This window comes from Pseudomonas sp. KD5 (assembly GCF_012932895.1).
Taxonomy (GTDB): Bacteria; Pseudomonadota; Gammaproteobacteria; order Pseudomonadales; family Pseudomonadaceae; genus Aquipseudomonas.
Map to the genome: position 1 here is coordinate 72,952 of NZ_JDWJ01000016.1, position 25,150 is coordinate 98,101.

Here is a 25,150-nt window from a genome sequence, read left to right on the forward strand (position 1 = left end):
ATTTCGCTGCCACAGCGGCGCCCCTTCAGAACACCGTGAGTCTGAGGAAATCAGCCATGCTGACCCTGAATATCAATGGCAAGGACCAGGAACTGGATGTCCCCGCGGACATGCCGTTGCTCTGGGTTCTGCGCGATGTCGCGCACCTGACGGGCACCAAATTCGGTTGCGGCATGGCCCAGTGTGGCGCCTGCACCGTACACGTCGACGGCGCGCCGCTGCGCTCTTGCATCACGCCCGCTACGGCGGTGGCCCACGGGCAGAAAATTCTCACCATCGAAGGCCTGTCCAGCGACGGCTCGCACCCGGTGCAACAGGCCTGGGCCGAACTCGATGTGGTTCAGTGCGGTTATTGCCAGTCCGGGCAGATCATGTCGGCGGCCGCGTTGCTGGCGAAGATCCCCAAGCCTACCGACAGCGACATCGACCAGGCGTTGTCCGGCAACATTTGCCGCTGCGGCACCTACCCAAGAATCCGCGCCGCGGTCAAACGCGCCGCCGAGATCGGGTGAGGCGACGTTGAAGCCACGTTGAAGGGAGTCTGAGCAATGAACAGCATCAACCCTGTCTCGCGTCGCGGTTTTCTCAAGGGCAGTGCCGTGTTGGGTGGCGGTCTGGTGGTGGCGTTTGTCATTCCTGGCGGCCATCGCTTCGCCTTCGGTGCCGAGAATCAAGGAGAGGTGTTCGCGCCCAATGCCTTTTTACGCATAGGCAACGACAACAGCGTCACTGTGCTGCTCGGCCATTCGGAAATGGGCCAGGGCATCTGGACCGGCCTGACCATGTTGATCGCCGAAGAACTGGACGCCGACTGGTCGAAAATACGCGTCGAACACGCGCCAGCCTCGGCCGCCGAGTATGGCCTGCCGGCGTTTGGCGGGATGCAAATCACCGGCGGTTCGACCTCGACCTGGATGGAGTTCGATCGCTATCGTCAGGCCGGCGCAGCGGCGCGCTTGATGCTGATCGACGCTGCGGCCAAGCGATTCGACATGGCGCCTTCGCAGATCCACACCGAATCGGGCGTGGTCATTGCCGGCGACAAACGCGTCACTTACGGCGAACTGGCGGATGACGCCGGCAAGTTGCCGGTGCCGGATCCAGCCTCGATCAAGTTCAAGGAAGCCAAGGACTGGAAGGTCATCGGCAAACCCACCAAGCGCCTCGATACCCCGGAGAAAATCACCGGGCAGGCCAAGTTCGGCATGGACGTGCAATTCGACGGGCTCATGACTGCGGTGGTCGCTCGGCCGCCAGTGTTCGGTGGCAGCGTCAAATCCTTCGAAGGCGCCGAGGCGCTGGCGGTGCCTGGCGTGCACAAAGTGGTGCAGGTGCCCACGGGGGTCGCGGTGATTGCCGATCATTATTGGGCGGCGAAGCTGGGGCGCGATGCGCTGAAGGTTGTATGGGAACCGGGGCCGAACGCCGGGCTCGACAGCCAGCAACTGCTGGAAAGCTTCCGTAAACTCGCCGCCACCCCCGGCACCTCGGTCAGCCAGGCCGGGGACGCGACGGTGATGTTGGGCAGGGCGGCGAAGACTATCGAGGCCGAATACAGCGTGCCGTACCTGGCCCACGCGCCGATGGAACCCCTCAATTGCACGGTGAAAATCACCAAGGACACATGCGAAATCTGGACCGGCACGCAGTTCCAGACCCTGGATCAGATGATCGCGGGGAAGATCACCGGGCTCAAGCCCGAACAGGTCGAGATCCACACCCAATTCCTCGGTGGCGGCTTCGGGCGTCGGGCCAACCCGACCTCGGATTTTGTCAGCGAGGCGGTGTACGTCGCCAAAGCGGCGGGCGAACCGGTGAAAACCGTCTGGTCCCGAGAGGATGACATTCGCGGCGGTTACTATCGCTCGGCATTCCTGCATCAGGCACGCATCGGGCTGGACGCCGACGGTATGCCGATCGCCTGGAAGCATGTGCTGGTCGGGCAGTCGATCATGGCCGGCACGTCGTTCGAGGCGACCATGGTCAAGGACGGTGTCGACAAAACCTCCGTCGAAGGTGTGGCCGACAGTCCTTATTTTGAGGGGCTGGCCAATCACCTGATCGACCTGCATTCCCCGCAAACCGGCATCAGCGTGTTGTGGTTGCGGTCGGTGGGGCATACCCATACGGCATTCGTCATGGAGTCGTTGATCGATGAGTTGGCCGAGGCGGCCGGCAAGGATCCGGTGGAATACCGACGAACCTTGCTCAAGGCGCATCCACGGCATCTGGGGGTGCTGAATCTGGCGGTGGAGAAAGCCGACTGGAAAGCCCCATTGCCGGACGGCCACGCATTGGGCGTGGCGGTGCATGAGTCTTTCGGCAGCTACGTCGCCCATGTGGCGGAGGTGTCGCAGGACAACCTGGCGATTCGCGTACACCGGGTGGTATGTGCGGTGGATTGCGGCATTGCGGTCAACCCGCAGAGCATCGCCGCGCAGATGGAGTCAGGCATCACCTTCGGTCTCGGATTTACCTTGCACAGCAAACTGACGTTCAAGAACGGCCAGGTGCAGCAATCCAATTTTCACGACTATCAGGTGTTGCGCCTGAACGAAATGCCCGTGGTCGAAGTGCATATCGTCCCCAGCACCGACAAACCCGGCGGCATCGGCGAGGTTGGTGTACCGCCCGTGGCGCCGGCCGTGGCGAACGCGGTGTTTGCCCTGACCGGGCAGCGTCTGCGGGAACTGCCGCTGCAACTGTCGGGGGTGTGACATGAAACGACATCTGTTGCTGGGCGCGGTGGTGCTGATCGGGCTGACTGGCTATGCCTCAGACCTGTTCGCTGATGAAAAAGAGGCGCTGAAGGCGTTCGACACAGTGCAGAAGGTGTTCCAGAGCCCGCGCTGTCAGAACTGCCATATCCCCGGCGATTCGCCTTTACAGTTCGACGCCGGCAATCCTCACGCGATGAGGGTGGTTCGCGGGATGGATGGCAAAGGGTCTGCCGGTCTGCCGTGTGCCAGTTGCCATGCCGACAGCAATCCGCCCGCCAGTTATGGGCCTCACACACCGCCCGGAGCGCCGCATTGGAGCCTGCCGCCGGCCGCGCACAAAATGGCCTGGATCGGCCTGCCGCCCGACAGGTTGTGTGCAATGATCAAGGACCGTTCCAGTAATGGCGATCGTGATTTTGCGGCACTGATCAAACATGTCAGCGAGGACAAACTGGTGCTCTGGGGCTGGCATCCAGGTGAGGGACGGACGCCGGTGCCGGTGCCCCACGACATCTTCGTCACCCAGTTCAAACTCTGGGCGGACGCTGGAGGGCCGTGTCCGGTGGCGGGTAGCTGACCAGCGGCGCGTTTATAGGGAGTCAAACCGGGTGTGAACGACTCTAACGTTTATATCCATCAAGGGAGTGAGTAATGCTAACCCCAGACAAACCGCTCAAACCCGGCGTGGGCACGCCGAACGTCCTCGACGGCGCCGTGCAGGACCGCGATGTACTGCGCGACCTGGCGCGCAAGGCCGAGCAAGAACTGATGGGCGTGCAGATGGCGAGCATGGATGAGTTGACGCTGCTGTCCAATCGTCATGGCTTCGAGGCTCTGGCCCAATTGGCGCTGGAGGCCTGTCGGCAGTTGGGCCAACCTGCGACCTTGTTGTTTTTCGACCTTGACGACTTCAAGCGCATCAACCGGTTGTATGGGCGTGCCGAGGGCGACAACGCCCTGAAAACCTTTGCCGACGTGCTGCGCATCGCTTTTCGTGAAAGCGATGTGATCGGTCGGCTGGGCAGCGATGAGTTTGCCGCCTTATTGACCGGCGCCAACACGGTGGAGATTGCCGCGATCAGGGCGCGCCTCGAAGAAATACTCGATGAGCGTAATGCCACGGTGCATCGTGGCTATGACATTCGCTTCAGTGTCGGGCAGATCGAGTTTGATGCTCAGCTAACCCAAACGGCGCAAGATCTGCTGGCTCTGGTCGATAAGGCGTTGCGTGCCCGACAGTTCGAAGCTCGTCATTCTTGAATGGCGCCTTGCAAAACCGCTGCAACGTGCTCGGCCGTTCGTAACAGCCGACCATCCTCTCTGAACCTTCCGATCATCTGTAGCCCGACAGGCAACATGGCTTGGCCGGGCCTCAGCGGGATGTTCAGTTGCGGCCAGCCAAACGCCCCCCAGAACTTGATGAAATCCGACGGTCCGGTGCTTTCCAGGCCGACCGGCGCGACCATCCCGCAAGAGGCGCCGAGCATGGCGTCGAAGGGTCGGCAAAGCTCGCTCAAGCGTGGGGCAAGATCGGCCAGGCGCGCCTTGGCAGCGGATTCCTGTTGCCAGGTTGTAGTCGCCGCCCGCTCGAACATGGCCAGGGTCGAAGGGCTCAATTGTGTTCGGTGTTGTTGAAACTCCTTCGCCAGCGAGCGGGCACCTTCGCAATCGTTAATCAACTGATGATCGTCGAACACACCGGCAAACTCATCCGGCAGCCGTACATCGCTTACGTGATGGCCGGCGCTGCGCAACTGATCCACCGCCTGTTCCAGGGCAAGGACCACGTCGGGGTCCACTTGATCCCAGCGTGACGTGCGGCAGAACCCCAATTGCAGTGGACGCCGCTCGATGTCAGGCACCACGAACCCGGGAATCAACACGCGCGCTACCAGGTGCAGGTCGCGCACTGACTGGCCATACCAACCCACGGTGTCGAAGCTCGGCGCCAACGGTTTTACCCCTTCCAGCGACACCAGCCCCAGCGACGGTTTGAAGGCGAAGAGGCCGCAGTAAGACGCCGGCTTGAGCAACGAGCCAGCGGTCTGGGTACCCAGCGCCAGGGCAAAGAACCCTGCAGCCATCCCGGCCGCCGAGCCGGCGCTGGAGCTGCCCGGCGTTCGCGTAAGGTCGTGGGGATTGCGGGTTGGACCGGTGTGCATGTACGCAAACTCGGTGGTATGGGTCTTGCCCATGATCAGCGCTCCGGCCTGGCGCAGTAGCGTCACGACGTGGGCGTCCCGGGAGGGTTGATGGTCGGTATAAATGGGCGAATAGAACTGCGTGGGGTAGGCCGCGGTGTCGAAAATGTCCTTGATGCCCACGGGGACGCCGGCCAGCAGGCCACGGCCGTTGTGCTGCGCCGCATCGGCGCGGACCTGCAGGGCGTCGAACGAGACAAAAGCCTGGATATCCGGCTCTTGCGCCTGAATGCGCTGAAGAAATGTTTCGGCGATGATGGCGGCGGTAGTTTCGCCATTGACCACCGCTTCACTGAGGGTGGTGGCGTCAAGGGGCGAGCGGATCATTTGGCGAACAACTGATTGATATTTTTGAACGCCTTGAACTCCAGAGCATTGCCGCAGGGATCGAAAAGAAACATCGTGGCTTGTTCGCCCACCAATCCCTGAAACCGGATGCCCGGCTCGATCACGAAGTGTGTACCCAGGGCTTTCAGGCGTTCGGCCAGCGCCTCCCATTCTTCCATCGGCAATACCACACCGAAATGCGGCACCGGTACGTCGTGGCCATCCACGGCGTTGGTATGGGCGGCCTCCTGAGAAGCGTTTTTCGGGGCCAGATGAATCACCAGTTGATGGCCGAAAAAGTTGAAATCGACCCAGTGATCGCTGGAGCGACCTTCTTCCAGGCCGAACACCTCGCCATAGAAACGCCGGGTAGCGTCCAGATCGTAAACCGGGATGGCCAAATGAAAAGGGGACAGTTGCATCGGATGTGCCTCGACGGGTTGAGCGTTGAGGCTGAGTTTAGTCCTGTGCTTTTTGATTAAAAGACGATAATTTTTGCAGCGAGCTCAAATTATTTCGATCAATTGGGGGCAGTATGCTGCGGGAACTGAAAACCTTCATTGCTGTGACACGCCATGGCACGTTCGCAGCGGCAGGCATGCACATCGGCCTGACTCAGTCGGCGGTCAGCGCGCAGATCCGCAATCTGGAGCAGGCGTTGGGCATACGTCTGTTCGATCGCACCGGGCGTCAGGCGCTCCTCAATGCCGCAGGGCAGCGAGCGTTGCCGATGGCTCAGGAAATGCTCAAGATCTTCAGTCGCATGGCCGTCAGTGATGACATCAGCGAGTTTCGTGGCGAATTGAAGATCGGCGCGGTGGCCACTGTCCAGACCGGTTTGTTGCCACAGGCGTTGTTGCGACTCAGGCAACAGGCGCCATTGCTGGAGGCGAAACTGGTGCCGGGGGTATCCCTGAACTTGCTGAGCCAGGTGGACACTGGCGAAGTGGACCTGGCGATTCTGATCAAGCCGCCGTTTGAATTACCCAAGGAATTATCGGTGCAAGTCATTCGCCGGGAGCCGTTTGTGCTGATCGTGCCGGCCGACCTTGAGGGGGATGACCCGCTGCAGTTACTCGCCAGCCATCCCCATGTACGCTACGACCGCAATTCATTCGGTGGGCGATTGGTGACGCGTTTTTTGCGCGAGCAGCAGATTGATGTGCAAGTAGCGCTGGAGCTCGACGAGCTGGAAGCGATCGTGAAGATGGTTGAATGTGGACTCGGCGTTTCACTGCTGCCCGAGGCGGGGCTGTGGCTTGAGCATGGGGCGAAGGTCCGGATCATCCAGTTGGGTAAGTTGACGTTTTATCGCGATATCGTCCTTTTACAGCGCTACAGCCAGCGCACACAGCCGATCCAGCAGCTATTCGCCAACTGCCTCACACAAATCGCTGGCTAAAGCAGATGTAGCAGGTATGTGCTGTAAAGAATGTATTTTGGCTCTTGACGACACTAAAACTGTTATTTCTGGCAGTGATGCTTTTTTCAGTTTTCGCACTATCGTGGCCCTATCAAACGGACTCGGCCGTCTGTAGGAATGGTTTGTGGCATTCCTCGGATTGCATGAAACCAACAATTCAGGAGGATGACCGCATGACAGCACAAGCCAGCATGGAGCAAACACCAGGTGATCTGGATTTGGGATTTGCTGAAGTAGGCATGATCAATATTCCGCAAGATTCGTCTCAATGTGTCGTTGAAACAACTGCAGAAAAACTTCTTTACGCGGCTCAAAAAGGCAATTCCCAATGGGTGTATCGTGCCGCGTCTGGTGGCACTCCCGATCGTGATTTCACAACGTTTGAGTGGAGCTTCGCCAAAGGCCAGTTCGAAAAGCCTACACGCTTACTGGCTCGAGAAGACGGCAAATTCCTGTTGATTGGTTACACAGGTAGTGACCCCTTTATCAGGCAGGCTGCGATTACGCAATTCAATGAAGAAGGAAGTCCTAATTTAGTCTTTGGTACAAGAATTTTCCCTTTGCCCGTTGATCCTGTCCCTCCGGGGCAGGGTTTGCAGACCGACGAACCCACGGGATGTCTCACGGCTGACAACCATGTTTTAGTGGGTGCAAGTTACCAATTGTCTGACAACGATGGCATCACCATCGATTCGGCAGGTCGCGTATACAGCCTTGATGATCAAGGTAATCCCGATACCGGTTTTAACGAATCGGGAATGATCGAAGTCAGGTTTAAAGGTCCGATAACGAAGATCCTTAGCCTCTCCGTCTTGCCAGATGGGCGTATTGTTGTGTTTGGGATCGTTGATCGCCCGTCTCAAGAACAATCAAACTCAAGGGCAGCCCTGGCTTGCTATAACCGGGACGGCACGTTGCACAAGGCCTTCGGCATTGACGGTTTTTGGGAAAATGATGATTACACCAATTTTGGCGCGATGGTGCTGGACGGCGACAAGATAGTCATTGTTGCTGTCACGTCGATCAACGACGATGGTAAACGTTATATTTCCGTGCAACGCCTACTGGGTAATGCCACCGCGGATCCGTCCTTTAACGGTGGAAATACCCAAGTGGTTGATCTGGATACCAGCTTTTTAAATATCCCCTCCATCGCCGTACAACCGAATAGAAAAATCGTGGTTGGAGGGAGTGAGGATTTTCCTGCGCAGAAGCTGTACTGGCTACGCATCACAGAAGGCGGTGTGCTCGACGTTTCTTTTGGTCGCTCTGGGGTGGTTCGGGCGCAAACAGGTCGCGTGAACGACATTATTGTCCAACGCACCGGAAATCGAATCATCATTGCGGCTGATCTGAACTCAGGTGAACGTCAAGGTCCGAAAGTCCTGGGTATCCAGAGCTGACGGTAACCGCTGCTATTTCAGGCATAAAAAAACCCGCCAGAAATGGCGGGTTTTTTAACGGCTAACCGAAGATCACTCTTCGATGTTGCCCATGGCGGTGGTGTTGAAGCCGCCGTCTACGTACATGATTTCGCCGCTGATGCCGGACGCCAGGTCCGAGCACAGGAAAGCGCCGGCGTTGCCGACTTCTTCGATGGTGACGTTACGACGCAGCGGGGTTTGCGCTTCGTTGGCGGCCAGCATTTTGCGGAAGTTCTTGATGCCGGAAGCGGCGAGGGTGCGGATCGGGCCAGCCGATACGCAGTTGACGCGGGTGCCGTCCGGGCCCAGGGAGCCGGCCAGGTAACGTACGCCGGCTTCCAGGGAAGCCTTGGCCATGCCCATGACGTTGTAGTTCGGCATGGTGCGCTCGGCGCCCAGGTACGACAGGGTCAGCAGACTGCCATTGCGGCCTTTCATCATTTCGCGACCAGCCTTGGCCAGGGCCACGAAGCTGTAGGCGCTGATGTCGTGAGCGATGCGGAAACCTTCACGGGTGGTGGCTTCGGTGAAGTCGCCGTCCAGTTGGTCGCCCGGGGCGAAGCCGACGGAGTGCACGATGCAGTCCAGGCCGTCCCACTTCTTGCTCAACTCTTCGAAGACCTTGGCGATTTCGGCATCGCTGGCCACGTCGCACGGGAAGCACAGCTCAGGGCTCGAACCCCAGCCTTGTGCGAACTCTTCGACACGACCCTTGAGTTTGTCGTTCTGATAAGTGAAGGCAAGCTCAGCGCCCTCGCGATGCATGGCGGCAGCGATGCCGGATGCGATGGACAGCTTGCTGGCGACACCGACGATCAGTACGCGCTTACCGGCGAGAAAACCCATGTGTTGCTCCTCTCTTTCAGGTTTATTGCGCAGTGGCTGGTGCCAGAAAAGCGGCTTCCAGCAACTGCTGTGTATACGGATGTTGGGGGGCGGCAAAGATACTTTGCGCGTCTCCCTGTTCGACCACTTGGCCATGCTTGACCACCATCAGCTGGTGGCTCAGCGCTTTGACGACAGCCAGGTCATGGCTGATAAACAAATACGTCAGGTTGTACTTGGTTTGCAGTGAACGTAGCAGCTCCACCACTTGGCGTTGCACGGTGCGGTCGAGGGCCGAAGTCGGCTCGTCCAGCAGAATCAACGCCGGTTTTAGCACTAAAGCCCGGGCAATGGCGATTCTCTGCCGCTGCCCACCGGAAAATTCATGGGGGTAGCGGTGCCGGGTTTCCGGATCCAGGCCTACCTCCTTGAGTGCCGCAATAATCGCTTGTTCCTGCTCGGCCTCGGTGCCCATCTTGTGGATCCGCAGGCCTTCGCCGACGATCTGGCTCACGCACATCCGTGGGCTCAGGCTGCCGAAAGGGTCCTGGAACACCACCTGCATTTCCCGCCGCAGCGGCCGAACCTGTTGCTGCGTCAGGCAGTCTAGCTGCTTGCCTTCAAAACGGATTGCCCCTTTGCTGCCGATCAGCCGCAAAATCGCCAAACCGAGCGTCGACTTGCCGGAACCGCTTTCTCCCACAATCCCCAGGGTCTGTCCCTGGGGCAGGCTGAAATTGATGCCGTCCACCGCCTTGATGTGGTCGACGGTCTTTTTCAGAAAGCCTTTCTTGATCGGGAACCAGACTTTCAGGTCCTCGACCTGCAGCAATGGCGGGCCAATTACATTGGTCGCAGGCTTGCCGCTGGGCTCCGCTGCCAGCAGTTCCCGGGTGTACGGATGCTGCGGCGCGCGGAACAATTCTTCGCACGATGCCTGTTCGACGATGCAACCGCGCTGCATGACACATACGCGATGCGCAATTCTTCGTACAAGGTTCAAATCGTGACTGATCAGTAACAACGCCATGCCCAGGCGGGCCTGCAATTCCTTGAGCAATTCGAGGATTTTCAGCTGAACAGTCACGTCCAGCGCGGTGGTCGGTTCGTCGGCGATCAGCAGTTCCGGCTCGTTGGCCAGGGCCATGGCGATCATTACCCGTTGGCGCTGGCCACCGGACAATTCGTGGGGCAGGGCCTTGAGACGCTTCTCGGGTTCCGGGATGCCGACCATCTCCAGCAGCTCCAGCGTGCGCCTGGTCGCGACTTTGCCGGTCAGGCCCTTGTGGATGCCCAATACCTCGTTGATCTGCTTCTCGATCGAATGCAGGGGATTGAGCGAGGTCATCGGCTCTTGAAAGATCATCGCGATCCGGTTGCCGCGGATGTGGCGGATGGTTTTCTCTTTCAGCTCCAACAAGTTCCGGTCGGAATAGGTGATGGTGCCGGACGGATGCCGGGCCAGCGGATAGGGCAGCAGCCGCAGGATCGAGTGGGCGGTCACCGATTTGCCGGAGCCGCTTTCACCCACCAGCGCCAGGGTTTCGCCGCGCTTGATGTCGAAGCTGACGCCTTCGACCACCCGCTGAACGTGCTCGCCAACGACAAATTCGACGGCCAGGTCGCGCACTTCGATCAGATTGTCCTGATTCATTTCACTTCCTCGGGTCGAAGGCATCGCGAGCGGACTCGCCGATGAATACCAGCAAACTCAACATCAACGCCAGCACCGCAAACGCACTCATGCCGAGCCACGGCGCTTGCAGGTTGGATTTGCCCTGGGCCACCAACTCACCCAGCGACGGGGCGCCCGGCGGCAAACCGAAGCCGAGGAAGTCGAGGGCGGTCAGCGTGCCGATGGCGCCGGTCAGGATGAACGGCATGAAGGTCATGGTCGAGACCATGGCGTTGGGCAAAATGTGGCGGAACATGATCGCACCATTCTGCATGCCCAGCGCCCGGGCCGCGCGCACGTATTCCAGATTCCGCCCGCGCAGGAACTCGGCGCGCACCACATCCACCAGGCTCATCCACGAGAACAGCAGCATGATCCCCAGCAGCCACCAGAAGTTCGGCTGCACGAAACTGGCAAGGATGATCAGCAGGTACAGCACCGGCAGCCCGGACCAGATCTCCAGGAAACGCTGCCCGGCCAGGTCGACCCAGCCGCCATAAAAGCCCTGCAAGGCGCCGGCGATCACGCCGATGATCGAGCTGAGAATGGTCAGCGTCAAAGCGAACAGCACCGAAATCCGGAAACCGTAAATCACCCGGGCCAACACATCACGGCCCTGATCGTCGGTGCCCAGCAGGTTATCGGCGGACGGCGGCGCGGGGGCCGGGACTTTCAGGTCGTAGTTGATGCTCTGGTAGCTGTAGGGGATTGGCGCCCACACCACCCAGGCGTCCTTGGCCTTGAGCAGTTCGCGGATGTACGGGCTCTTGTAGTTGGCTTCCAGCGGGAATTCGCCGCCGAACGCGGTTTCCGGATAGCGCTTGAGCGCCGGGAAGTACCAGGCGTTGTCGTAATGCACCACCAGTGGTTTGTCGTTGGCGATCAGCTCGGCGCCGAGGCTTGCGCCGAACAGAATCAGAAACAGCCACAACGACCACCAGCCACGCTTGTTGGCCTTGAACAGCTCGAAACGTCGGCGATTGAGAGGGGACAGGTTCATCTCAATGCTCCCGGCTTTCGAAGTCGATGCGCGGATCGACAAGGGTGTACGTGAGGTCGCCGATCAGCTTCAGCACCAGCCCCAGCAGCGTGAAGATGAACAGCGTGCCGAAGACGATCGGGTAGTCGCGGTTGATCGCTGCTTCGAAACTCATCAGGCCGAGGCCGTCGAGGGAGAAGATCACTTCCACCAGCAATGAGCCGGTGAAGAAGATCCCGATGAGCGCTGAAGGGAAACCGGCGATCACCAACAGCATCGCGTTGCGAAACACATGGCCGTAGAGCACGCGGTGACGGGTCAGGCCCTTGGCTTTGGCGGTGACCACGTATTGCTTGTTGATTTCGTCGAGGAAGCTGTTTTTGGTCAGCAGGGTCATGGTCGCGAAGTGGCCGATCACCAGTGCAGTGACCGGCAGAGCCAGGTGCCAGAAATAATCGAGGATCTTGCCGCCGGTGCTGAGCTCATCAAAGTTGTTCGAGGTCAGGCCCCGTAGCGGGAACCAGTCGAAATAGCTGCCGCCGGCGAACACCACAATCAGCAGGATGGCGAACAGGAACGCCGGGATCGCGTAACCGACGATGATCGCCGAACTGGTCCACACATCGAAGTGACTGCCGTGTCGCGTCGCCTTGGCGATCCCCAACGGGATCGACACCAGGTACATGATCAGCGTGCTCCACAGCCCGAGGGAGATCGACACCGGCATCTTTTCCTTGATCAGGTCGATGACCTTGGCGTCGCGGAAGAAGCTGTCGCCGAAATCCAGGGTGGCGTAGTTCTTGATCATGATCCACAAGCGTTCCGGCGCCGATTTGTCGAAGCCGTACATGTGCTCGATTTCCTTGACCAGCGCCGGGTCCAGGCCTTGCGCCCCACGATAGGCCGAGCCGGCTACCGACACTTCGGCTCCGCCGCCGGCAATGCGGCTGGTGGCGCCTTCGAAGCCTTCGAGTTTGGCGATCATCTGTTCCACCGGCCCACCGGGGGCGGCCTGGATGATCACGAAGTTGATCAGCAGAATGCCAAACAGGGTCGGGATGATCAGCAGCAGTCGCCGAAAAATATACGCCAGCATCTGATTACTCCGTGCCCGCAGGGTCGGCTTGCAGTTTGGTTTCGACTTCTATCGCAGGTGTCGCGTCGGGCTTGACCCACCAGGTATTGATGCCGATGTCATATTTGGGCGAAACCTTCGGGTGGCCGATGTGGTTCCAGTACGCCACGCGCCAGGTCTTGATGTGCCAGTTGGGGATCACGTAATAGCCCCATTGCAGCACCCGGTCCAGCGCCCGGGCGTGGGCCACCAGGCTTTTGCGCGAATCGGCGTTGATCAGTTGCTCGACCAATTGGTCCACCACCGGGTCTTTAAGGCCCATGGAATTGCGGCTGCCGGGTTTGTCGGCGGCGGCGGTCATCCAGAACTCGCGCTGTTCGTTACCCGGCGAGTTGGATTGCGGGAAACTGCCGACGATCATGTCGAAGTCCCGGGAGCGTACGCGGCTGATGTATTGCGAAACGTCGACCCGACGGATCACCAGATCGATGCCCAGGTCGCTGAGGTTGCGCTTGAACGGCAGCAGCACCCGCTCGAACTCGGTCTGGGCCAGCAGGAATTCGATGGTCACCGGTTTGCCGGTGGCGTCGACCATCTTGTCGTCGACGATCCGCCAGCCGGCCTCTTGCAGCAGTTGATAGGCTTTGCGCTGCTGGGTGCGGATCATGCCGCTGGCGTCGGTCAGCGGGTTCTGGAACGCCTCGCTGAACACTTGCTCGGGAATCTTGCCGCGGAACGGGTCGAGAATCGCCAGTTGATCGGCGTCCGGCAGGCCGGTGGCGGCCATTTCCGAGTTTTCGAAGTAACTGCGGGTACGCACGTAGGCGCCGTTGAACAGTTGCTTGTTGGTCCACTCGAAGTCCAGCAACAGGGTCAGCGCCTGGCGCACGCGCACATCCTGGAACACCGGACGACGCAGGTTGAACACGAAGCCTTGCATGCCGGTGGGGTTGCCGTTGGGGATTTCTTCCTTGATCAGCCGCCCTTCGGTCACCGCCGGAATGTTGTAGGCCTTGGCCCAGTTTTTCGCGGACATTTCCAGCCAGTAGTCGAACTGACCGGCCTTGAGTGCTTCCAGTGCAACGGTGTTGTCGCGGTAATAGTCAGTGGTCATCACGTCGAAGTTGTAGAACCCGCGATTGACCGGCAGGTCCTTGCCCCAGTAATCCTTGACCCGTTCATAGCGTACCGAACGCCCGGCTTTCACTTCGGTGACTTTGTATGGGCCGCTGCCCAGCGGCAGTTCCAGGTTGCCCTTGTTGAAGTCGCGGGTGGCCCACCAATGTTTGGGCAATACCGGCAATTGGCCGAGGATCAGCGGCAGTTCGCGGTTGTTGGTGTGTTTGAACTTGAACAGCACGGTGAGCGGGTCTTCGGCGATCGCTTCTTCCACGTCGCTGTAATAGCCACGGTAGAGCGGGGCGCCGTCCTTGATCAGGGTCTGGAAGCTGAACACCACATCTTCGGCGCGCACCGGGTGGCCGTCGTGAAAACGCGCTTCGGGGCGCAGGTAGAAACGCACCCAGCTGTTGTCCGGGGCTTTCTCGATCTTGCCGGCGATCAGGCCGTATTCAGTGAAGGGTTCATCCAGACCCTGTTTGGCCAGGGTGTCGTAGATCATGCCGATGTCATCGGCCGGCACGCCTTTGCTGATGAACGGGTTGAGGCTGTCGAAGCCTCCGAACCCGGCCTGACGGAAGATCCCGCCCTTGGGTGCGTCAGGGTTTACGTAGTCGAAATGCTTGAAGTCGGCCGGGTATTTCGGCGGCTCGTTGTACAGGGTCAAGGCATGTTGCGGGGCGGCGCAGGCCAGCCCGGCGAACAACAGACCGCTGGCCTGCAAGAGCAGGGCGCGTAAGGGAGTCATTGATCTTTCTCCGAAGATTTCAGCCACCACGCGCTCAGGCCCAGGGTGTAGGGCGGCGTGGTGACGAAGGCGAACCGGTTGCGGTAGGCCAAACGGTGATAATTGAGGTACCAGTTGGGAATGATGTAGTGCTGCCATAGCAGCACCCGGTCGAGCGCCTTGCCGGCGGCGACTTGTTCATCCCGGGTCTGGGCGCCGAGCAGTTGTTCGAGCAAATGGTCGACCACCGGGTCGGCGATGCCTGCGTAGTTCTTGCTGCCCTTGATCCCGACCTGGCTGGAGTGGAAGTACTGCCATTGCTCCAGGCCCGGGCTGAGGGTCTGGTTGAGGGTCATCAGGATCATGTCGAAATCGAATTGATCGAGGCGCTGTTTGTACTGGGCGCGATCGACCGTGCGCAGCCGTGCGTCGATACCGATGCTGGCGAGGTTCTCGACGTAAGGCTGAAGGATCCGCTCCAGGTTCGGGTTGACCAGCAGGATCTCGAAGCGTAGCGGTTGGCCGATGCTGTTCTGCAGCCGCTGGCCATTGAGCTTCCAGCCGGCTTCGGCGAGCAGGCCCAAGGCCTTGCGCATGGTTTCGCGCGGAATGCCGCGGCCTTCGGTCTGCGGCAGGCTGAACGGCTCGGTGAGCAGCTTGGCGGGCAACTGATCGCGATAGGGCTTGAGCAACAGCCACTCGTGGCCGACCGGCAGTCCCGTGGCAGAGAACTCGCTGTTGGGGTAGTAACTCATGGCGCGTGTGTAGGCGCCACTGAACAGCGTGCGGTTGGTCCACTCGAAATCGAACATCAGCCCCAGCGCTTCACGGACCTTGATCTGGGCGAAGGTCGACCGCCGAGTGTTCATGAACAGGCCCTGGCTCTGGGTCGGGATCTGGTGCGGGATCTGCGCCTTGATCACCTCGCCACGGCGCACGGCCGGGAAGTCGTAGCCGTTGTCCCAGTTTTTCGCCTGATGCTCGATGTAGATGTCGAACTCGCCGGCCTTGAATGCTTCGAAGGCCACATCGCTGTCACGGTAGAACTCGACTTCCATGCGGTCGACGTTGTACTTGCCGCGATTGACCGGCAGGTCCTTGCCCCAGTAATCCTTGACCCGTTCGAAGACGATCTGCCGCCCAGGGGTTACCGAAGTGATGCGATACGGCCCGCTGCCCAATGGCGGTTCGAAGGTGGTGGCCTTGAAATCGCGATCTTTCCAGTAATGCTGGGGCAGCACCGGCAACTCGCCCAGGCGCAGGATCAGCAACGGATTGCCGGAGCGCTTGAAGACGAAGCGAATGCGCCGCGGGTTGAGGATGTCGACCCGCGACACTTCCTGGAGGTTGGTGCGGTATTGCGGATGACCTTCCTTGAGCAGCAGACGGTAAGAAAACGCGACATCGTAAGCGGTGATCGGCGTGCCATCGTGGAAGCGCGCTTCGGGGCGCAGGTTGAACACCACCCAGCTGCGGTCCTCGCTGTATTCCACCGATTGGGCGATCAGGCCATAACTGGACGTTGGCTCATCGCCCGACGGCGCGTACTGGCCGGTGCCGACCATCAGCGGTTCGTTGAGTTCGTTGATGCCGTATTGCAGGAAGTTGGCCGTGGAAACCGGGCTCGAACCTTTGAAGGTGTAAGGGTTGAGCGTATCGAAGGTGCCAAACGCCATCACCCGCAACGTACCGCCCTTGGGCGCTTGCGGGTTGACCCAGTCGAAGTGGGTAAATCTGGCCGGGTACTTGAGCGTGCCGAACTGCGCATAACCGTGGCTTTCGCTGATCGTCGCGCTTGCGGGGGAGCTCAAGGCCAGGCTGATCAGGAGCAGGAGGAGGGGACGCTTCAAGTCAGAGATCCGATCCAGGCGGCTTGGGCTTTGTGGGCCGTACAGTAACAGCTTGTATCGACAGGAAAAAGACGGGGCTTAATGTGCGATTAATTGTTAGGGGATTGGCCTGCAAGCGCGATACCTGTGGCGAGGGGGCTTGCCCCCGTTCGGCTGCGAAGCAGTCGTGAAACCGGTGCGCGCTGTCTGTCAGAAGAAACCCGTTGCAGGTTGAGGGGGCTGCTTCGCATCCCAACGGGGGCAAGCCCCCTCGTCACAGCAAGCTCCCTCGCCACAAAAGCCCCTAGGCAGGGCGTGCTGTTTAATGCGGGGAAGAAACCGTCAGCATCTGACCCGGCTTCAGCGCCTGGCCTACCCGAGGGTTCCAGCGCTTGAGGTGTTGCATTTCGACATTGAAACGTTTGGCAACCATGTACAACGAGTCGCCTTGCTGGACCTTGTACTGGGTCTGCGGCTTCTGTTTGTCCGACTTGCCGCTGGTTTTGCTGTTCGCCGCCACGACAGTGTTGATGCGACCGCCGCTGCGCTTGGTGGTGTCCTGCATCACAAGGGTCTGGCCGACCTTGAGGTTCTTGCCGTTCAGCTTGTTCCAGCGTTGCAGGTCCTTGACGTCGACCTTGTTGGCCCTGGCAATGGAGGCCAGATTTTCTCCGCGCTTGACCCGGTAGGCGCGCTTGATGCTGGCGATTTCGCTGTCGTCGGCACCTTCGAACACCGGCTTGAGCGGCCGCTGGCTGATCAGCTCTTCAGGACGCATGGTCGACAGGCTGGCAGTCAGCAGTTGCGCCTTGGACGTCGGCACCAGCAGATGCTGGGGGCCGTCGATGGTAGTGCGTTGCTTGAAGGCCGGGTTGAGCTGGAATAGTTCGTCTTCGTCGATGTTGGCCACCGCGGCAACCTTGGACAGGTCCATGCGCTGGTTGATTTCGACGACCTGGAAGTACGGTTCGTTGGCGATCGACTTGAGGTTCACACCATAGGCATCGGGCGCCAACACCACTTGCGACAAAGCCAGCAGCTTCGGCACATAGGCCTGGGTTTCCGCTGGCAGCGGCAGGTTCCAATAATCGGTTGGAAGACCGAGCTTCTCGTTGCGCTCGATGGCCCGGCTGACCGTGCCTTCGCCGGCGTTGTAGGCCGCCAGGGCCAGTAGCCAGTCACCGTTGAACATGTCGTGCAGGCGGGTCAGGTAATCCATGGCCGCGGTGGTCGAGGCGGTGATATCGCGACGGCCATCATAGAAACGGGTTTGACGCAGGTTGAAGTAACGCCCGGTGGAAGGAATGAATTGCCAAAGACCCACCGCGTCGGCCCGGGAATAGGCCATCGGGTTGTAGGCGCTTTCAATCACTGGCAACAGCGCCAGTTCCAGCGGCATGTTGCGCTCTTCAAGGCGTTCGACGATGTAGTGAATGTAGAGGCTGCCGCGTTCGCCGGCGTTTTCGAGGAAGGACGGGTTGCTGGCGAACCACAGGCGCTGCTGCTCGATGCGCGGGTTGACGCCCAGGTTGTCCTGCAACTGGAAGCCCTGGCGCATGCGCTCCCAGACGTCCTGGGGAACTTGCGGTGTTGGTTTTTCGCTGAGCCAGATTGGTTTTTGCTTGGCTCGCGCGGCGATATTCGGTGTGTGTGTCGCTTCGGTCTGCGGCACATGGCTTGAACAGCCCGCCAAAGTGGCGGACACAGCCACCGCGATGGCTTGAGCCAAGCGGGTCAATGCGTCTGAATTGGTGGCTTTACGAATAGGTGACGACATTGGCTGGAAGTAAGTTCCGGGCGAAAATGTCGGGCGATTCTAGAAAGCACACCCCCTGCGGTCAACCATTCAGAATTTTTGTACCATTGCGCAGGCAGCTTAGAACGTATCTTTCCAAGCCCGCAATGCAGCAAAGACCGCACTCGGCGCCCGGTTTTCGGTTCCATTCCGTTCGTCCACTTTTTCTTTAACGGATGTTTCGCCGGTACGCAAAAACGGATTGGTGAGCTTTTCCAGCGCCAGGGTCGAAGGCAGCGTCATGATTCCGGCTTCCCGTTGACGGGTGACTTTGGCCAGTCGTTCGAGGGTGTCGGGATTGCCCGGTTCGACCGCCACGGCAAACTTCAGATTGCTCAGGGTGTACTCGTGGGTGCAGTAGACCAGCGTGTCTTCGGGAAGCGCCGCGAGGCGGCTCAGCGAGTGATGCATTTGCTCGGGCGTGCCTTCGAACAAGCGTCCGCAACCGGCAGCGAACAGGGTGTCGCCGCAAAACAAATGACCACGGTGGTAATAGGCGATATGCCCCAGGGTATGACCCGGTACTGTGATGACATCGAGGTCCCAGCCCAGCACGTTGATCCGGTCGCTGTCCTTGAGGGCCACGTCCCGTGCCGGGATGGTCTCGCTAGCCGGGCCATAGACGGTTGCGTCTGTCGCTTTTTTCAGCCGCTCGACGCCGCCGACATGGTCATGATGGTGATGAGTGATCAGAATATCGCTTAACACCCAACCCGGGTGCGCCGCGAGCCACGCCTCTACGGGCGCGGCATCGCCCGGATCGACTACGGCGCAGCGCTGGGTGCTGTGGTCTTGTAACAACCAGATGTAGTTGTCGGTGAAGGCGGGCAGGGCACTGATCTGTATCATCGTCGGATTCGCCAAGCGGAAAACATTGGCGCATCTTAGAGCTTCCTGGCGCGTTGGAGAATGCAATGACCGATAAAGCGTTCGCTCAGGCTGATCCTGACTGGCTGGCATTGATCAGCGCGGCTCGTGACTGGCTGTCCGGTCCCATCGGGCAATTTTTGCTGGACGAAGAACGACGCATGCTCGAAGACGAGTTGGGGCGCTTCTTCGGCGGCTATCTGGTGCATTACGGTCCCTCGGCACAGACGCCACCGTCGGCGCCGCAGGTGCAGCGCAATGTGCGACTCGGCGCGCCGTTGCCGGGGGTCGAGATCGTCTGCGAAGAGCAGGCCTGGCCCTTGAGCGAGCATGCCGCCGATGTGGTGGTGTTGCAGCATGGGCTGGATTTCTGCCTGTCGCCCCACGGCTTGTTGCGCGAAGCGGCGAGCAGTGTGCGCCCCGGCGGGCATCTGCTGATTATCGGGATCAACCCCTGGAGCAGTTGGGGCCTGCGTCATGTGTTCGCCCATGACGCCTTGCGCAAGGCGCGCTGCATTTCGCCGTCGCGGGTCAGCGACTGGCTGAACCTGCTGGGCTTCGCGCTGGAGAAACGCCGCTTCGGGTGCTATCGTCCGCCGCTTGCGTCACCTGCCTGGCAAGCTCGTCTGGCCGGTTGGGAGCGCAAGGCCGGTGACTGGCAATTGTCGGGTGGCGGCTTCTATTTATTAGTCGCGCGCAAGATCGTGGTGGGGCTGCGGCCGGTGCGCCAGGTACGGCGCGAACCGATGGGCAAGCTGATTCCGTTGCCGATGGCCAAGGTCAATCGTCGTCACATCGAACCGTAATACACTTTTTTATATTCCCGGCCGGGTATGCCCCGGCCTCGGGCATCGTCGGTCACCGATCGGCGAGCCAGCGCATTTTCTGGATAGATTGGCATGAGCGATAGCGTAGAACTCTTCACCGATGGCGCCTGCAAGGGCAATCCTGGCCCAGGCGGCTGGGGCGCGTTGCTGGTGTGCAAGGGCGTCGAAAAAGAACTCTGGGGCGGCGAAGCCAACACCACCAACAACCGCATGGAGCTGATGGGGGCGATCCGTGGCCTGGAAGAGCTCAAGCGTTCTTGCGACGTGCTGCTGGTGACCGACTCCCAGTACGTGATGAAAGGCATCAACGAGTGGATGGCCAACTGGAAGAAACGCGGCTGGAAAACCGCCGCGAAGGAACCAGTGAAAAACGCCGACCTGTGGAAACTGCTCGACGAGCAGGTCAACCGCCACAACGTCACCTGGAAATGGGTGCGCGGGCACATCGGCCATCATGGCAACGAACGGGCCGACCAACTGGCCAACCGTGGCGTGGATGAAGTGCGCGGGTACAAGCAGGCTTGATTCCGGCGTAACGCGGTCTATCTGAAAGACCCACGCGAGCGTGTTAACATCGCCGCTTTTGCACGATTGACCCGTTGAGAGCTGAGCACTGATGGCCACCAGATCCGTTGTACTCGATACCGAAACCACCGGCATGCCGGTGACCGACGGCCACCGGATTATCGAAATCGGTTGTGTCGAGTTGCTCGGTCGGCGCCTGACCGGCCGGCATTTTCACGTTTACCTGCAACCGGATCGCGAGAGTGATGAAGGCGCCATTGGCGTCCACGGCATCACTAACGAATTTCTGGTGGGCAAGCCGCGTTTCACTGAAGTGGCCGATGAATTTTTCGAGTTCATCAAGGGCGCACAGCTGATCATCCATAACGCGGCGTTCGACGTTGGCTTCATCAACAACGAATTTGCCCTGATGGGCCAGCACGATCGCGCGGACATCACACAGCACTGCACGATCCTCGACACCCTGATAATGGCCCGGGAACGTCACCCGGGGCAGCGCAACAGCCTCGACGCCTTGTGCAAACGCTATGGCGTCGACAACTCCGGCCGTGAACTGCACGGCGCCTTGCTCGACTCCGAGATTCTCGCCGACGTTTACCTGACCATGACCGGCGGCCAGACCAGCCTGTCGCTGGCCGGTAACGCGTCCGATGGCAACGGTTCGGGCGAAGGTGCCGATAATTCCGCCACGGAAATCCGTCGTCTGCCGGCCGATCGTCAGCCGACCCGGATCATCCGCGCCAGTGAAGAGGATCTGGCTCAGCACGTTGCGCGCCTGGAAGCCATTGCCAAATCCGCCGGCGCGCCGTCGCTGTGGCAGCAATTGGCCGAGGCCAAGGCTCAGGCGTAATTCATCGCGCGTTCCCTGTAGCAGCCTTCGGCAGCTGCTACGGGTGGAGTGTCCGAACCGCTGCCCTTGCCACAAAAGAGTGCGTCAGCCGACCCGCCACGGGGCATCCCCCTCGCCACATGCGCTCCAACCCTCTACCCTGAGGTGATTGGCAGGCCACGATCTGCCGCTTCAGGACGCCGAGCCTCATGTATAAAGATTTGAAATTCCCGGTCCTGATCGTCCACCGCGACATCAAGGCCGACACCGTTGCCGGTGATCGTGTGCGTGGCATTGCCCGGGAGCTGGAGCAGGAAGGTTTCAGTATCGTTTCAGCAGTCGATTACACCGAGGGGCGTCTGGTCGCCTCGACCCATCACGGCCTTGCCTGCATGTTGATTGCCGCCGAAGACGCCAGCACCCACGCGCATCTTCTGCACAACATGGCCGAACTGATCCGCCTGGCGCGGGTTCGGGCGCCGGACCTGCCGATCTTCGCCCTGGGTGAACAGGTCACCCTGGAAAACGCCCCGGCTGACGCCATGGCCGAGCTCAATCAGCTGCGCGGCATTCTCTATTTGTTCGAAGACACCGTGCCATTCCTTGCCCGTCAGGTTGCCCGTGCGGCGCGCAAGTACCTGGACGGTCTGTTGCCGCCGTTCTTCAAGGCGCTGGTGCAGCACACCGCCGACTCCAATTATTCCTGGCACACGCCGGGGCATGGCGGCGGCGTGGCGTATCACAAGAGCCCGGTGGGGCAGGCGTTTCACCAGTTTTTCGGGGAAAACACCCTGCGTTCGGACTTATCGGTGTCGGTGCCGGAACTCGGTTCGCTGCTCGATCACACTGGCCCGCTGGCTGAGGCGGAAGCGCGAGCGGCCCGCAACTTCGGCGCCGATCACACCTTTTTCGTGATCAATGGCACCTCGACCGCCAACAAGATCGTCTGGCATTCCATGGTGGCACGCGATGATCTGGTGCTGGTGGATCGCAACTGCCACAAGTCAGTGTTGCACGCGATCATCATGACCGGCGCGATTCCGCTGTACCTGTGCCCGGAGCGCAATGAGCTGGGGATCATTGGCCCGATTCCGTTGAGTGAGTTCAGCCGCGAATCAATCCAGGCCAAGATCGACGCGAGCCCGCTGACCCAGGGCCGCGAGCCCAAGGTCAAGTTGGCGGTGGTGACCAACTCGACTTACGACGGCCTCTGTTACAACGCTGAACTGATCAAGCAGAGCCTGGGCAACAGCGTCGAGGTGCTGCATTTCGACGAGGCCTGGTTCGCCTACGCGGCATTCCACGAGTTCTTCGCCGGCCGTTATGGCATGGGCACGTCCCGCAGCGAAGACAGCCCCTTGGTGTTTACCACCCATTCCACGCACAAACTGCTGGCGGCGTTCAGCCAGGCGTCGATGATTCACGTTCAGGACGGCGGTGCACGGCAGCTGGATCGCGATCGTTTCAACGAAGCGTTCATGATGCACATCTCGACCTCGCCGCAGTACAGCATCATCGCCTCGCTGGACGTGGCCTCGGCGATGATGGAAGGGCCGGCCGGTCGTTCGCTGCTACAGGAAATGTTCGACGAAGCGCTGAGTTTTCGCCGGGCGCTGGCCAATCTGCGCCAGCATATCGCCGCCGATGACTGGTGGTTTTCCATCTGGCAGCCGCCCTCGGTCGAAGCCATCGAGCAAGTGGCCGCCGAAGACTGGCTGCTGCAACCCGACGCCGATTGGCACGGCTTTGGCGGCGTGACCGACGACTATGTGCTGCTCGACCCAATCAAGGTCACGCTGGTGATGCCGGGGCTGACGGCGGGCGGCGCGCTGAGTGCGCGGGGGATTCCGGCGGCGGTAGTCAGCAAGTTCCTCTGGGAGCGTGGGCTGGTCGTGGAAAAGACCGGGCTGTATTCATTCCTGGTGCTGTTCTCGATGGGCATTACCAAGGGCAAATGGAGCACGCTGCTGACCGAATTGCTGGAGTTCAAGCGCAGTTACGACGCCAACGTCAGCCTGGCCACCTGCCTGCCGTGCGTGGCGCAACAGAACATGGCCCGATATCAAGGCATGGGGTTGCGCGATCTGTGCGATCAATTGCACGCCTGTTATCGCAGCAACGCCACGGCTAAACACCTCAAACGCATGTACACGGTGTTGCCGGAAGTCGCGATGAAGCCAGCGGATGCCTATGATCAATTGGTACGCGGGGAAGTGGAGGCCGTTTCGATCGATGCCCTGGACGGGCGGATCGCGGCAGTGATGCTGGTGCCATACCCGCCAGGGATCCCGTTGATCATGCCCGGTGAGCGTTTCACCGAGTCGACCCGCTCGATCATCGATTACCTGAAGTTTGCCCGGGCGTTCGACAGCAGCTTCCCCGGGTTTGTCGCCGATGTGCATGGCTTGCAACATGAAGACGAGGGCAATGGACGGCACTACACCGTCGATTGCATCAAGGAATGAGGACCTTTGCGAGTATGCAGCCTGTCATGAATCCCAAATACCCGGGCCTCTCGGTGCGTGTCGCCGATGAGGGTTTTGCGGCTTATATCTGGGGCAGTGATTTCAGTTTTGAAGTCGCCGCCTATGGCGCAGCAGAAATCGGCAGGCCGGTGGCGCAGTGGCCGGTGACGCCAATCACCCCGTATCGCAAGTGCTACGGCATCGATCCCGAAGAGTTCAGCAGTTTTCGCGATGCCGCCGACAGTGCGATTTTCATGGCTTATCTGGATGATGAGCCGGTGGGCCACCTGGTGGTCAGCACCAACTGGAACGGTTTCGCCCATATCGATGAATTGGCGGTGCATGCACCGGCGCGTCGCCATGGCGTGGCCAAGGCGTTGCTGGACGTAGCGCAGTTCTGGAGCCGCAAGAAAAAGCTGCCGGGCATCATGCTGGAAACCCAGAACAATAATCTTGGGGCCTGCCGGCTGTATGAACGCTGTGGCTACGTGGTTGGCGGGATCGATCATCTGCGCTATCGCGGGATCGACCCGAACACCGCCGAAGTCGCATTGTTCTGGTATCGATTGTTCGATAACCCGCTGGAAAAACCGATCAGCTCGCCAGCATCGCCACGGCTTGTTCCGTGATGATGTCCAGCAGCGTCTGGACCGCTGGAGAGGGCTCGGCGTTTTTCAGGCGCAAGGCATAGACGCTGACCGGCACCGCAGGCGCCAGCGGGCAGGCATCGAGCCCGGCCGATTTGGCGCCGAGGGCGGTAAACGGATCGACAATCGCCAGGCCTTCACCGGCCTCGACCATGCTGCGCATCATTTGATGCGTCTGCACCCGGGTCTGGATGACCGGGGCAGGGCGCAGCGCATGCAGCTTGTTGTCCAGCGCCGGGCTGAGCGGGTCGTGACCTTCAAGGCCGACCATTGACTGGCCGGCCAGGTCTTGCAGCGAGATGTACTTTTGTTTCGGTTGCAGCCAGCCATGGGGTGCCAATAGCTGGAGCTTGCCCTGGGCGATGACCTGGCAATCGATATCGGCGTGGTCCGGGTCGTGCAGGCTCAGGCCCAGATCGCTTTCGCGCAGCAGCAGGCTTCTGACAATCTCGCGGGTCGGTTGGCTCAGGAGGGTGCAAGGTGCATCGGGGAGGCGTCGGCGCAGCGCCGCGATGCTCTGCGGCAACAGTTGTTGCGCCAGCGGCGGGGTGCAGATGATTCGCAGGGGCGGGGCCAGATATTGCTTGAGGCTGCTGGCCAGTCGCTGGACCGGCTCAAGGGCCTCGTAGACGCGGGCGATCTCGACCTGCAACTCCCGCGCCTCGCGCGTGGCTTGCAGACGGCCACGCACGCTGGCAAACAGCATGAAACCCAACTGATCCTCGGCATCGCGCAGCGTGCGTTCAACCTCGGTCACGGGCAACTGCAACCATTCGGCGGCGGTGCCCAGGTGACCGGTCTGCAGGAGCGCCTGGATCACTTCGATATGACGTAAACGCATGCGTGAAGTCCATGTTCAGCAGGTGAGGGA

Annotated in this window: 22 protein-coding genes; 11 read left to right on the forward strand and 11 right to left on the reverse strand. The window is 60.2% G+C overall.

Annotated features, from left to right (window positions below; genetic code table 11):
* Positions 1-56 precede the first annotated feature (56 nt).
* From AF70_RS27140 to AF70_RS27155, 4 genes are all read left to right on the forward strand, one after another.
* Positions 57-512, forward strand: a complete 456-nt coding sequence (locus tag AF70_RS27140; protein WP_007937751.1) for a (2Fe-2S)-binding protein — start codon at positions 57-59, stop codon at positions 510-512.
* Positions 513-548: 36 nt separating this feature from the next.
* Positions 549-2,717: a xanthine dehydrogenase family protein molybdopterin-binding subunit gene (locus AF70_RS27145; RefSeq protein ID WP_028940448.1), complete on the forward strand. Its 2,169-nt coding sequence runs from the start codon at positions 549-551 to the stop codon at positions 2,715-2,717.
* A gap of 1 nt (position 2,718) precedes the next feature.
* Positions 2,719-3,297, forward strand: a complete 579-nt coding sequence (locus AF70_RS27150) for a hypothetical protein (protein ID WP_028940449.1) — start codon at positions 2,719-2,721, stop codon at positions 3,295-3,297.
* Positions 3,298-3,371: 74 nt separating this feature from the next.
* The gene (locus AF70_RS27155) at positions 3,372-3,980 is read left to right on the forward strand and encodes a GGDEF domain-containing protein (RefSeq protein WP_028940450.1); all 609 of its coding nucleotides are present in this window, start codon (positions 3,372-3,374) and stop codon (positions 3,978-3,980) included.
* On the opposite strand, the gene AF70_RS27160 is transcribed toward AF70_RS27155, so the two are convergent.
* A complete protein-coding gene (locus tag AF70_RS27160; protein ID WP_028940451.1) occupies positions 3,971-5,248 on the reverse strand; it encodes an amidase in 1,278 nt (425 codons plus the stop codon). The genes AF70_RS27155 and AF70_RS27160 overlap by 10 nt on opposite strands.
* Entirely contained in the window at positions 5,245-5,670 is a 426-nt protein-coding gene (locus AF70_RS27165) for a VOC family protein (protein ID WP_019579332.1), read from the reverse strand. Before AF70_RS27165 ends, AF70_RS27160 begins: the two co-directional genes overlap by 4 nt.
* Before the next feature lie 113 nt (positions 5,671-5,783).
* On the opposite strand from AF70_RS27165, the gene AF70_RS27170 reads away from it, so the two are divergent.
* Together AF70_RS27170 and AF70_RS27175 are read left to right on the forward strand one after the other, a co-directional pair.
* Positions 5,784-6,650: a LysR family transcriptional regulator gene (locus tag AF70_RS27170; RefSeq protein WP_028940452.1), complete on the forward strand. Its 867-nt coding sequence runs from the start codon at positions 5,784-5,786 to the stop codon at positions 6,648-6,650.
* A gap of 194 nt (positions 6,651-6,844) precedes the next feature.
* Positions 6,845-8,074, forward strand: a complete 1,230-nt coding sequence (locus AF70_RS27175) for a hypothetical protein (RefSeq protein ID WP_028940453.1) — start codon at positions 6,845-6,847, stop codon at positions 8,072-8,074.
* 72 nt (positions 8,075-8,146) lie between these two features.
* Here AF70_RS27175 and fabI read toward each other — a convergent pair whose 3' ends face one another.
* From fabI to gloB, 8 genes are all read right to left on the reverse strand, one after another.
* Positions 8,147-8,941 carry an enoyl-ACP reductase FabI gene (fabI, locus tag AF70_RS27180; RefSeq protein ID WP_007937760.1) on the reverse strand — a complete coding sequence of 265 codons (795 nt, stop codon included), beginning with the start codon at positions 8,939-8,941 and terminating at the stop codon, positions 8,147-8,149.
* 22 nt (positions 8,942-8,963) lie between these two features.
* Positions 8,964-10,574, reverse strand: a complete 1,611-nt coding sequence (locus AF70_RS27185; RefSeq protein WP_018929627.1) for an ABC transporter ATP-binding protein — start codon at positions 10,572-10,574, stop codon at positions 8,964-8,966.
* A 1-nt stretch (position 10,575) separates the two neighbouring features.
* On the reverse strand, positions 10,576-11,595 hold the full coding sequence (locus tag AF70_RS27190) for an ABC transporter permease (RefSeq protein ID WP_007906755.1): 1,020 nt from the start codon (positions 11,593-11,595) through the stop codon (positions 10,576-10,578).
* A gap of 1 nt (position 11,596) precedes the next feature.
* Positions 11,597-12,670 (reverse strand): microcin C ABC transporter permease YejB, encoded by a 1,074-nt coding sequence (locus AF70_RS27195; RefSeq protein WP_018929626.1) that lies wholly within the window; start codon positions 12,668-12,670, stop codon positions 11,597-11,599.
* Between the two features lie 4 nt (positions 12,671-12,674).
* Positions 12,675-14,516 carry an extracellular solute-binding protein gene (locus tag AF70_RS27200; protein ID WP_028940454.1) on the reverse strand — a complete coding sequence of 614 codons (1,842 nt, stop codon included), beginning with the start codon at positions 14,514-14,516 and terminating at the stop codon, positions 12,675-12,677.
* Entirely contained in the window at positions 14,513-16,345 is a 1,833-nt protein-coding gene (locus tag AF70_RS27205) for an extracellular solute-binding protein (RefSeq protein WP_019579328.1), read from the reverse strand. The genes AF70_RS27200 and AF70_RS27205 overlap by 4 nt, the downstream gene beginning before the upstream one ends.
* 301 nt (positions 16,346-16,646) lie before the next feature.
* Positions 16,647-18,101 (reverse strand): transglycosylase SLT domain-containing protein, encoded by a 1,455-nt coding sequence (locus AF70_RS27210; RefSeq protein WP_019579327.1) that lies wholly within the window; start codon positions 18,099-18,101, stop codon positions 16,647-16,649.
* A 99-nt stretch (positions 18,102-18,200) separates the two neighbouring features.
* The gene (gene gloB, locus AF70_RS27215) at positions 18,201-18,968 is read right to left on the reverse strand and encodes a hydroxyacylglutathione hydrolase (protein WP_019579326.1); all 768 of its coding nucleotides are present in this window, start codon (positions 18,966-18,968) and stop codon (positions 18,201-18,203) included.
* A gap of 65 nt (positions 18,969-19,033) precedes the next feature.
* Between gloB and AF70_RS27220 the strand changes: the two genes are divergently transcribed.
* From AF70_RS27220 to AF70_RS27240, 5 genes are all read left to right on the forward strand, one after another.
* Positions 19,034-19,792, forward strand: a complete 759-nt coding sequence (locus AF70_RS27220) for a methyltransferase domain-containing protein (protein WP_019579325.1) — start codon at positions 19,034-19,036, stop codon at positions 19,790-19,792.
* A 93-nt stretch (positions 19,793-19,885) separates the two neighbouring features.
* Positions 19,886-20,338: a ribonuclease HI gene (gene rnhA / locus AF70_RS27225; RefSeq protein WP_003180633.1), complete on the forward strand. Its 453-nt coding sequence runs from the start codon at positions 19,886-19,888 to the stop codon at positions 20,336-20,338.
* Positions 20,339-20,429: 91 nt separating this feature from the next.
* On the forward strand, positions 20,430-21,188 hold the full coding sequence (gene dnaQ, locus AF70_RS27230; RefSeq protein ID WP_019579324.1) for a DNA polymerase III subunit epsilon: 759 nt from the start codon (positions 20,430-20,432) through the stop codon (positions 21,186-21,188).
* Between the two features lie 188 nt (positions 21,189-21,376).
* On the forward strand, positions 21,377-23,632 hold the full coding sequence (locus AF70_RS27235) for an Orn/Lys/Arg decarboxylase N-terminal domain-containing protein (protein ID WP_018929620.1): 2,256 nt from the start codon (positions 21,377-21,379) through the stop codon (positions 23,630-23,632).
* Positions 23,633-23,646: 14 nt separating this feature from the next.
* Positions 23,647-24,261 carry a GNAT family N-acetyltransferase gene (locus tag AF70_RS27240; RefSeq protein WP_028940455.1) on the forward strand — a complete coding sequence of 205 codons (615 nt, stop codon included), beginning with the start codon at positions 23,647-23,649 and terminating at the stop codon, positions 24,259-24,261.
* Here AF70_RS27240 and AF70_RS27245 read toward each other — a convergent pair.
* Positions 24,227-25,120 (reverse strand): LysR substrate-binding domain-containing protein, encoded by an 894-nt coding sequence (locus tag AF70_RS27245; RefSeq protein ID WP_019579322.1) that lies wholly within the window; start codon positions 25,118-25,120, stop codon positions 24,227-24,229. The genes AF70_RS27240 and AF70_RS27245 overlap by 35 nt on opposite strands.
* Positions 25,121-25,150: the final 30 nt, after the last annotated feature.

What these genes read in the sequence shown, in the direction of transcription:
- AF70_RS27245 (WP_019579322.1), bottom strand. Translation starts at nt 25,120, where the DNA reads ATGCGTTTACGTCATATCGAAGTGATCCAGGCGCTCCTGCAGACCGGT.
- AF70_RS27155 (WP_028940450.1), top strand. Translation starts at nt 3,372, where the DNA reads ATGCTAACCCCAGACAAACCGCTCAAACCCGGCGTGGGCACGCCGAAC.
- AF70_RS27165 (WP_019579332.1), bottom strand. Translation starts at nt 5,670, where the DNA reads ATGCAACTGTCCCCTTTTCATTTGGCCATCCCGGTTTACGATCTGGAC.
- fabI (WP_007937760.1), bottom strand. Translation starts at nt 8,941, where the DNA reads ATGGGTTTTCTCGCCGGTAAGCGCGTACTGATCGTCGGTGTCGCCAGC.
- AF70_RS27210 (WP_019579327.1), bottom strand. Translation starts at nt 18,101, where the DNA reads ATGTCGTCACCTATTCGTAAAGCCACCAATTCAGACGCATTGACCCGC.
- AF70_RS27145 (WP_028940448.1), top strand. Translation starts at nt 549, where the DNA reads ATGAACAGCATCAACCCTGTCTCGCGTCGCGGTTTTCTCAAGGGCAGT.
- AF70_RS27195 (WP_018929626.1), bottom strand. Translation starts at nt 12,670, where the DNA reads ATGCTGGCGTATATTTTTCGGCGACTGCTGCTGATCATCCCGACCCTG.
- AF70_RS27185 (WP_018929627.1), bottom strand. Translation starts at nt 10,574, where the DNA reads ATGAATCAGGACAATCTGATCGAAGTGCGCGACCTGGCCGTCGAATTT.
- AF70_RS27190 (WP_007906755.1), bottom strand. Translation starts at nt 11,595, where the DNA reads ATGAACCTGTCCCCTCTCAATCGCCGACGTTTCGAGCTGTTCAAGGCC.
- AF70_RS27170 (WP_028940452.1), top strand. Translation starts at nt 5,784, where the DNA reads ATGCTGCGGGAACTGAAAACCTTCATTGCTGTGACACGCCATGGCACG.
- gloB (WP_019579326.1), bottom strand. Translation starts at nt 18,968, where the DNA reads ATGATACAGATCAGTGCCCTGCCCGCCTTCACCGACAACTACATCTGG.
- AF70_RS27160 (WP_028940451.1), bottom strand. Translation starts at nt 5,248, where the DNA reads ATGATCCGCTCGCCCCTTGACGCCACCACCCTCAGTGAAGCGGTGGTC.
- AF70_RS27220 (WP_019579325.1), top strand. Translation starts at nt 19,034, where the DNA reads ATGACCGATAAAGCGTTCGCTCAGGCTGATCCTGACTGGCTGGCATTG.
- AF70_RS27175 (WP_028940453.1), top strand. Translation starts at nt 6,845, where the DNA reads ATGACAGCACAAGCCAGCATGGAGCAAACACCAGGTGATCTGGATTTG.
- AF70_RS27140 (WP_007937751.1), top strand. Translation starts at nt 57, where the DNA reads ATGCTGACCCTGAATATCAATGGCAAGGACCAGGAACTGGATGTCCCC.
- AF70_RS27200 (WP_028940454.1), bottom strand. Translation starts at nt 14,516, where the DNA reads ATGACTCCCTTACGCGCCCTGCTCTTGCAGGCCAGCGGTCTGTTGTTC.
- rnhA (WP_003180633.1), top strand. Translation starts at nt 19,886, where the DNA reads ATGAGCGATAGCGTAGAACTCTTCACCGATGGCGCCTGCAAGGGCAAT.
- AF70_RS27150 (WP_028940449.1), top strand. Translation starts at nt 2,719, where the DNA reads ATGAAACGACATCTGTTGCTGGGCGCGGTGGTGCTGATCGGGCTGACT.
- dnaQ (WP_019579324.1), top strand. Translation starts at nt 20,430, where the DNA reads ATGGCCACCAGATCCGTTGTACTCGATACCGAAACCACCGGCATGCCG.
- AF70_RS27235 (WP_018929620.1), top strand. Translation starts at nt 21,377, where the DNA reads ATGTATAAAGATTTGAAATTCCCGGTCCTGATCGTCCACCGCGACATC.
- AF70_RS27240 (WP_028940455.1), top strand. Translation starts at nt 23,647, where the DNA reads ATGCAGCCTGTCATGAATCCCAAATACCCGGGCCTCTCGGTGCGTGTC.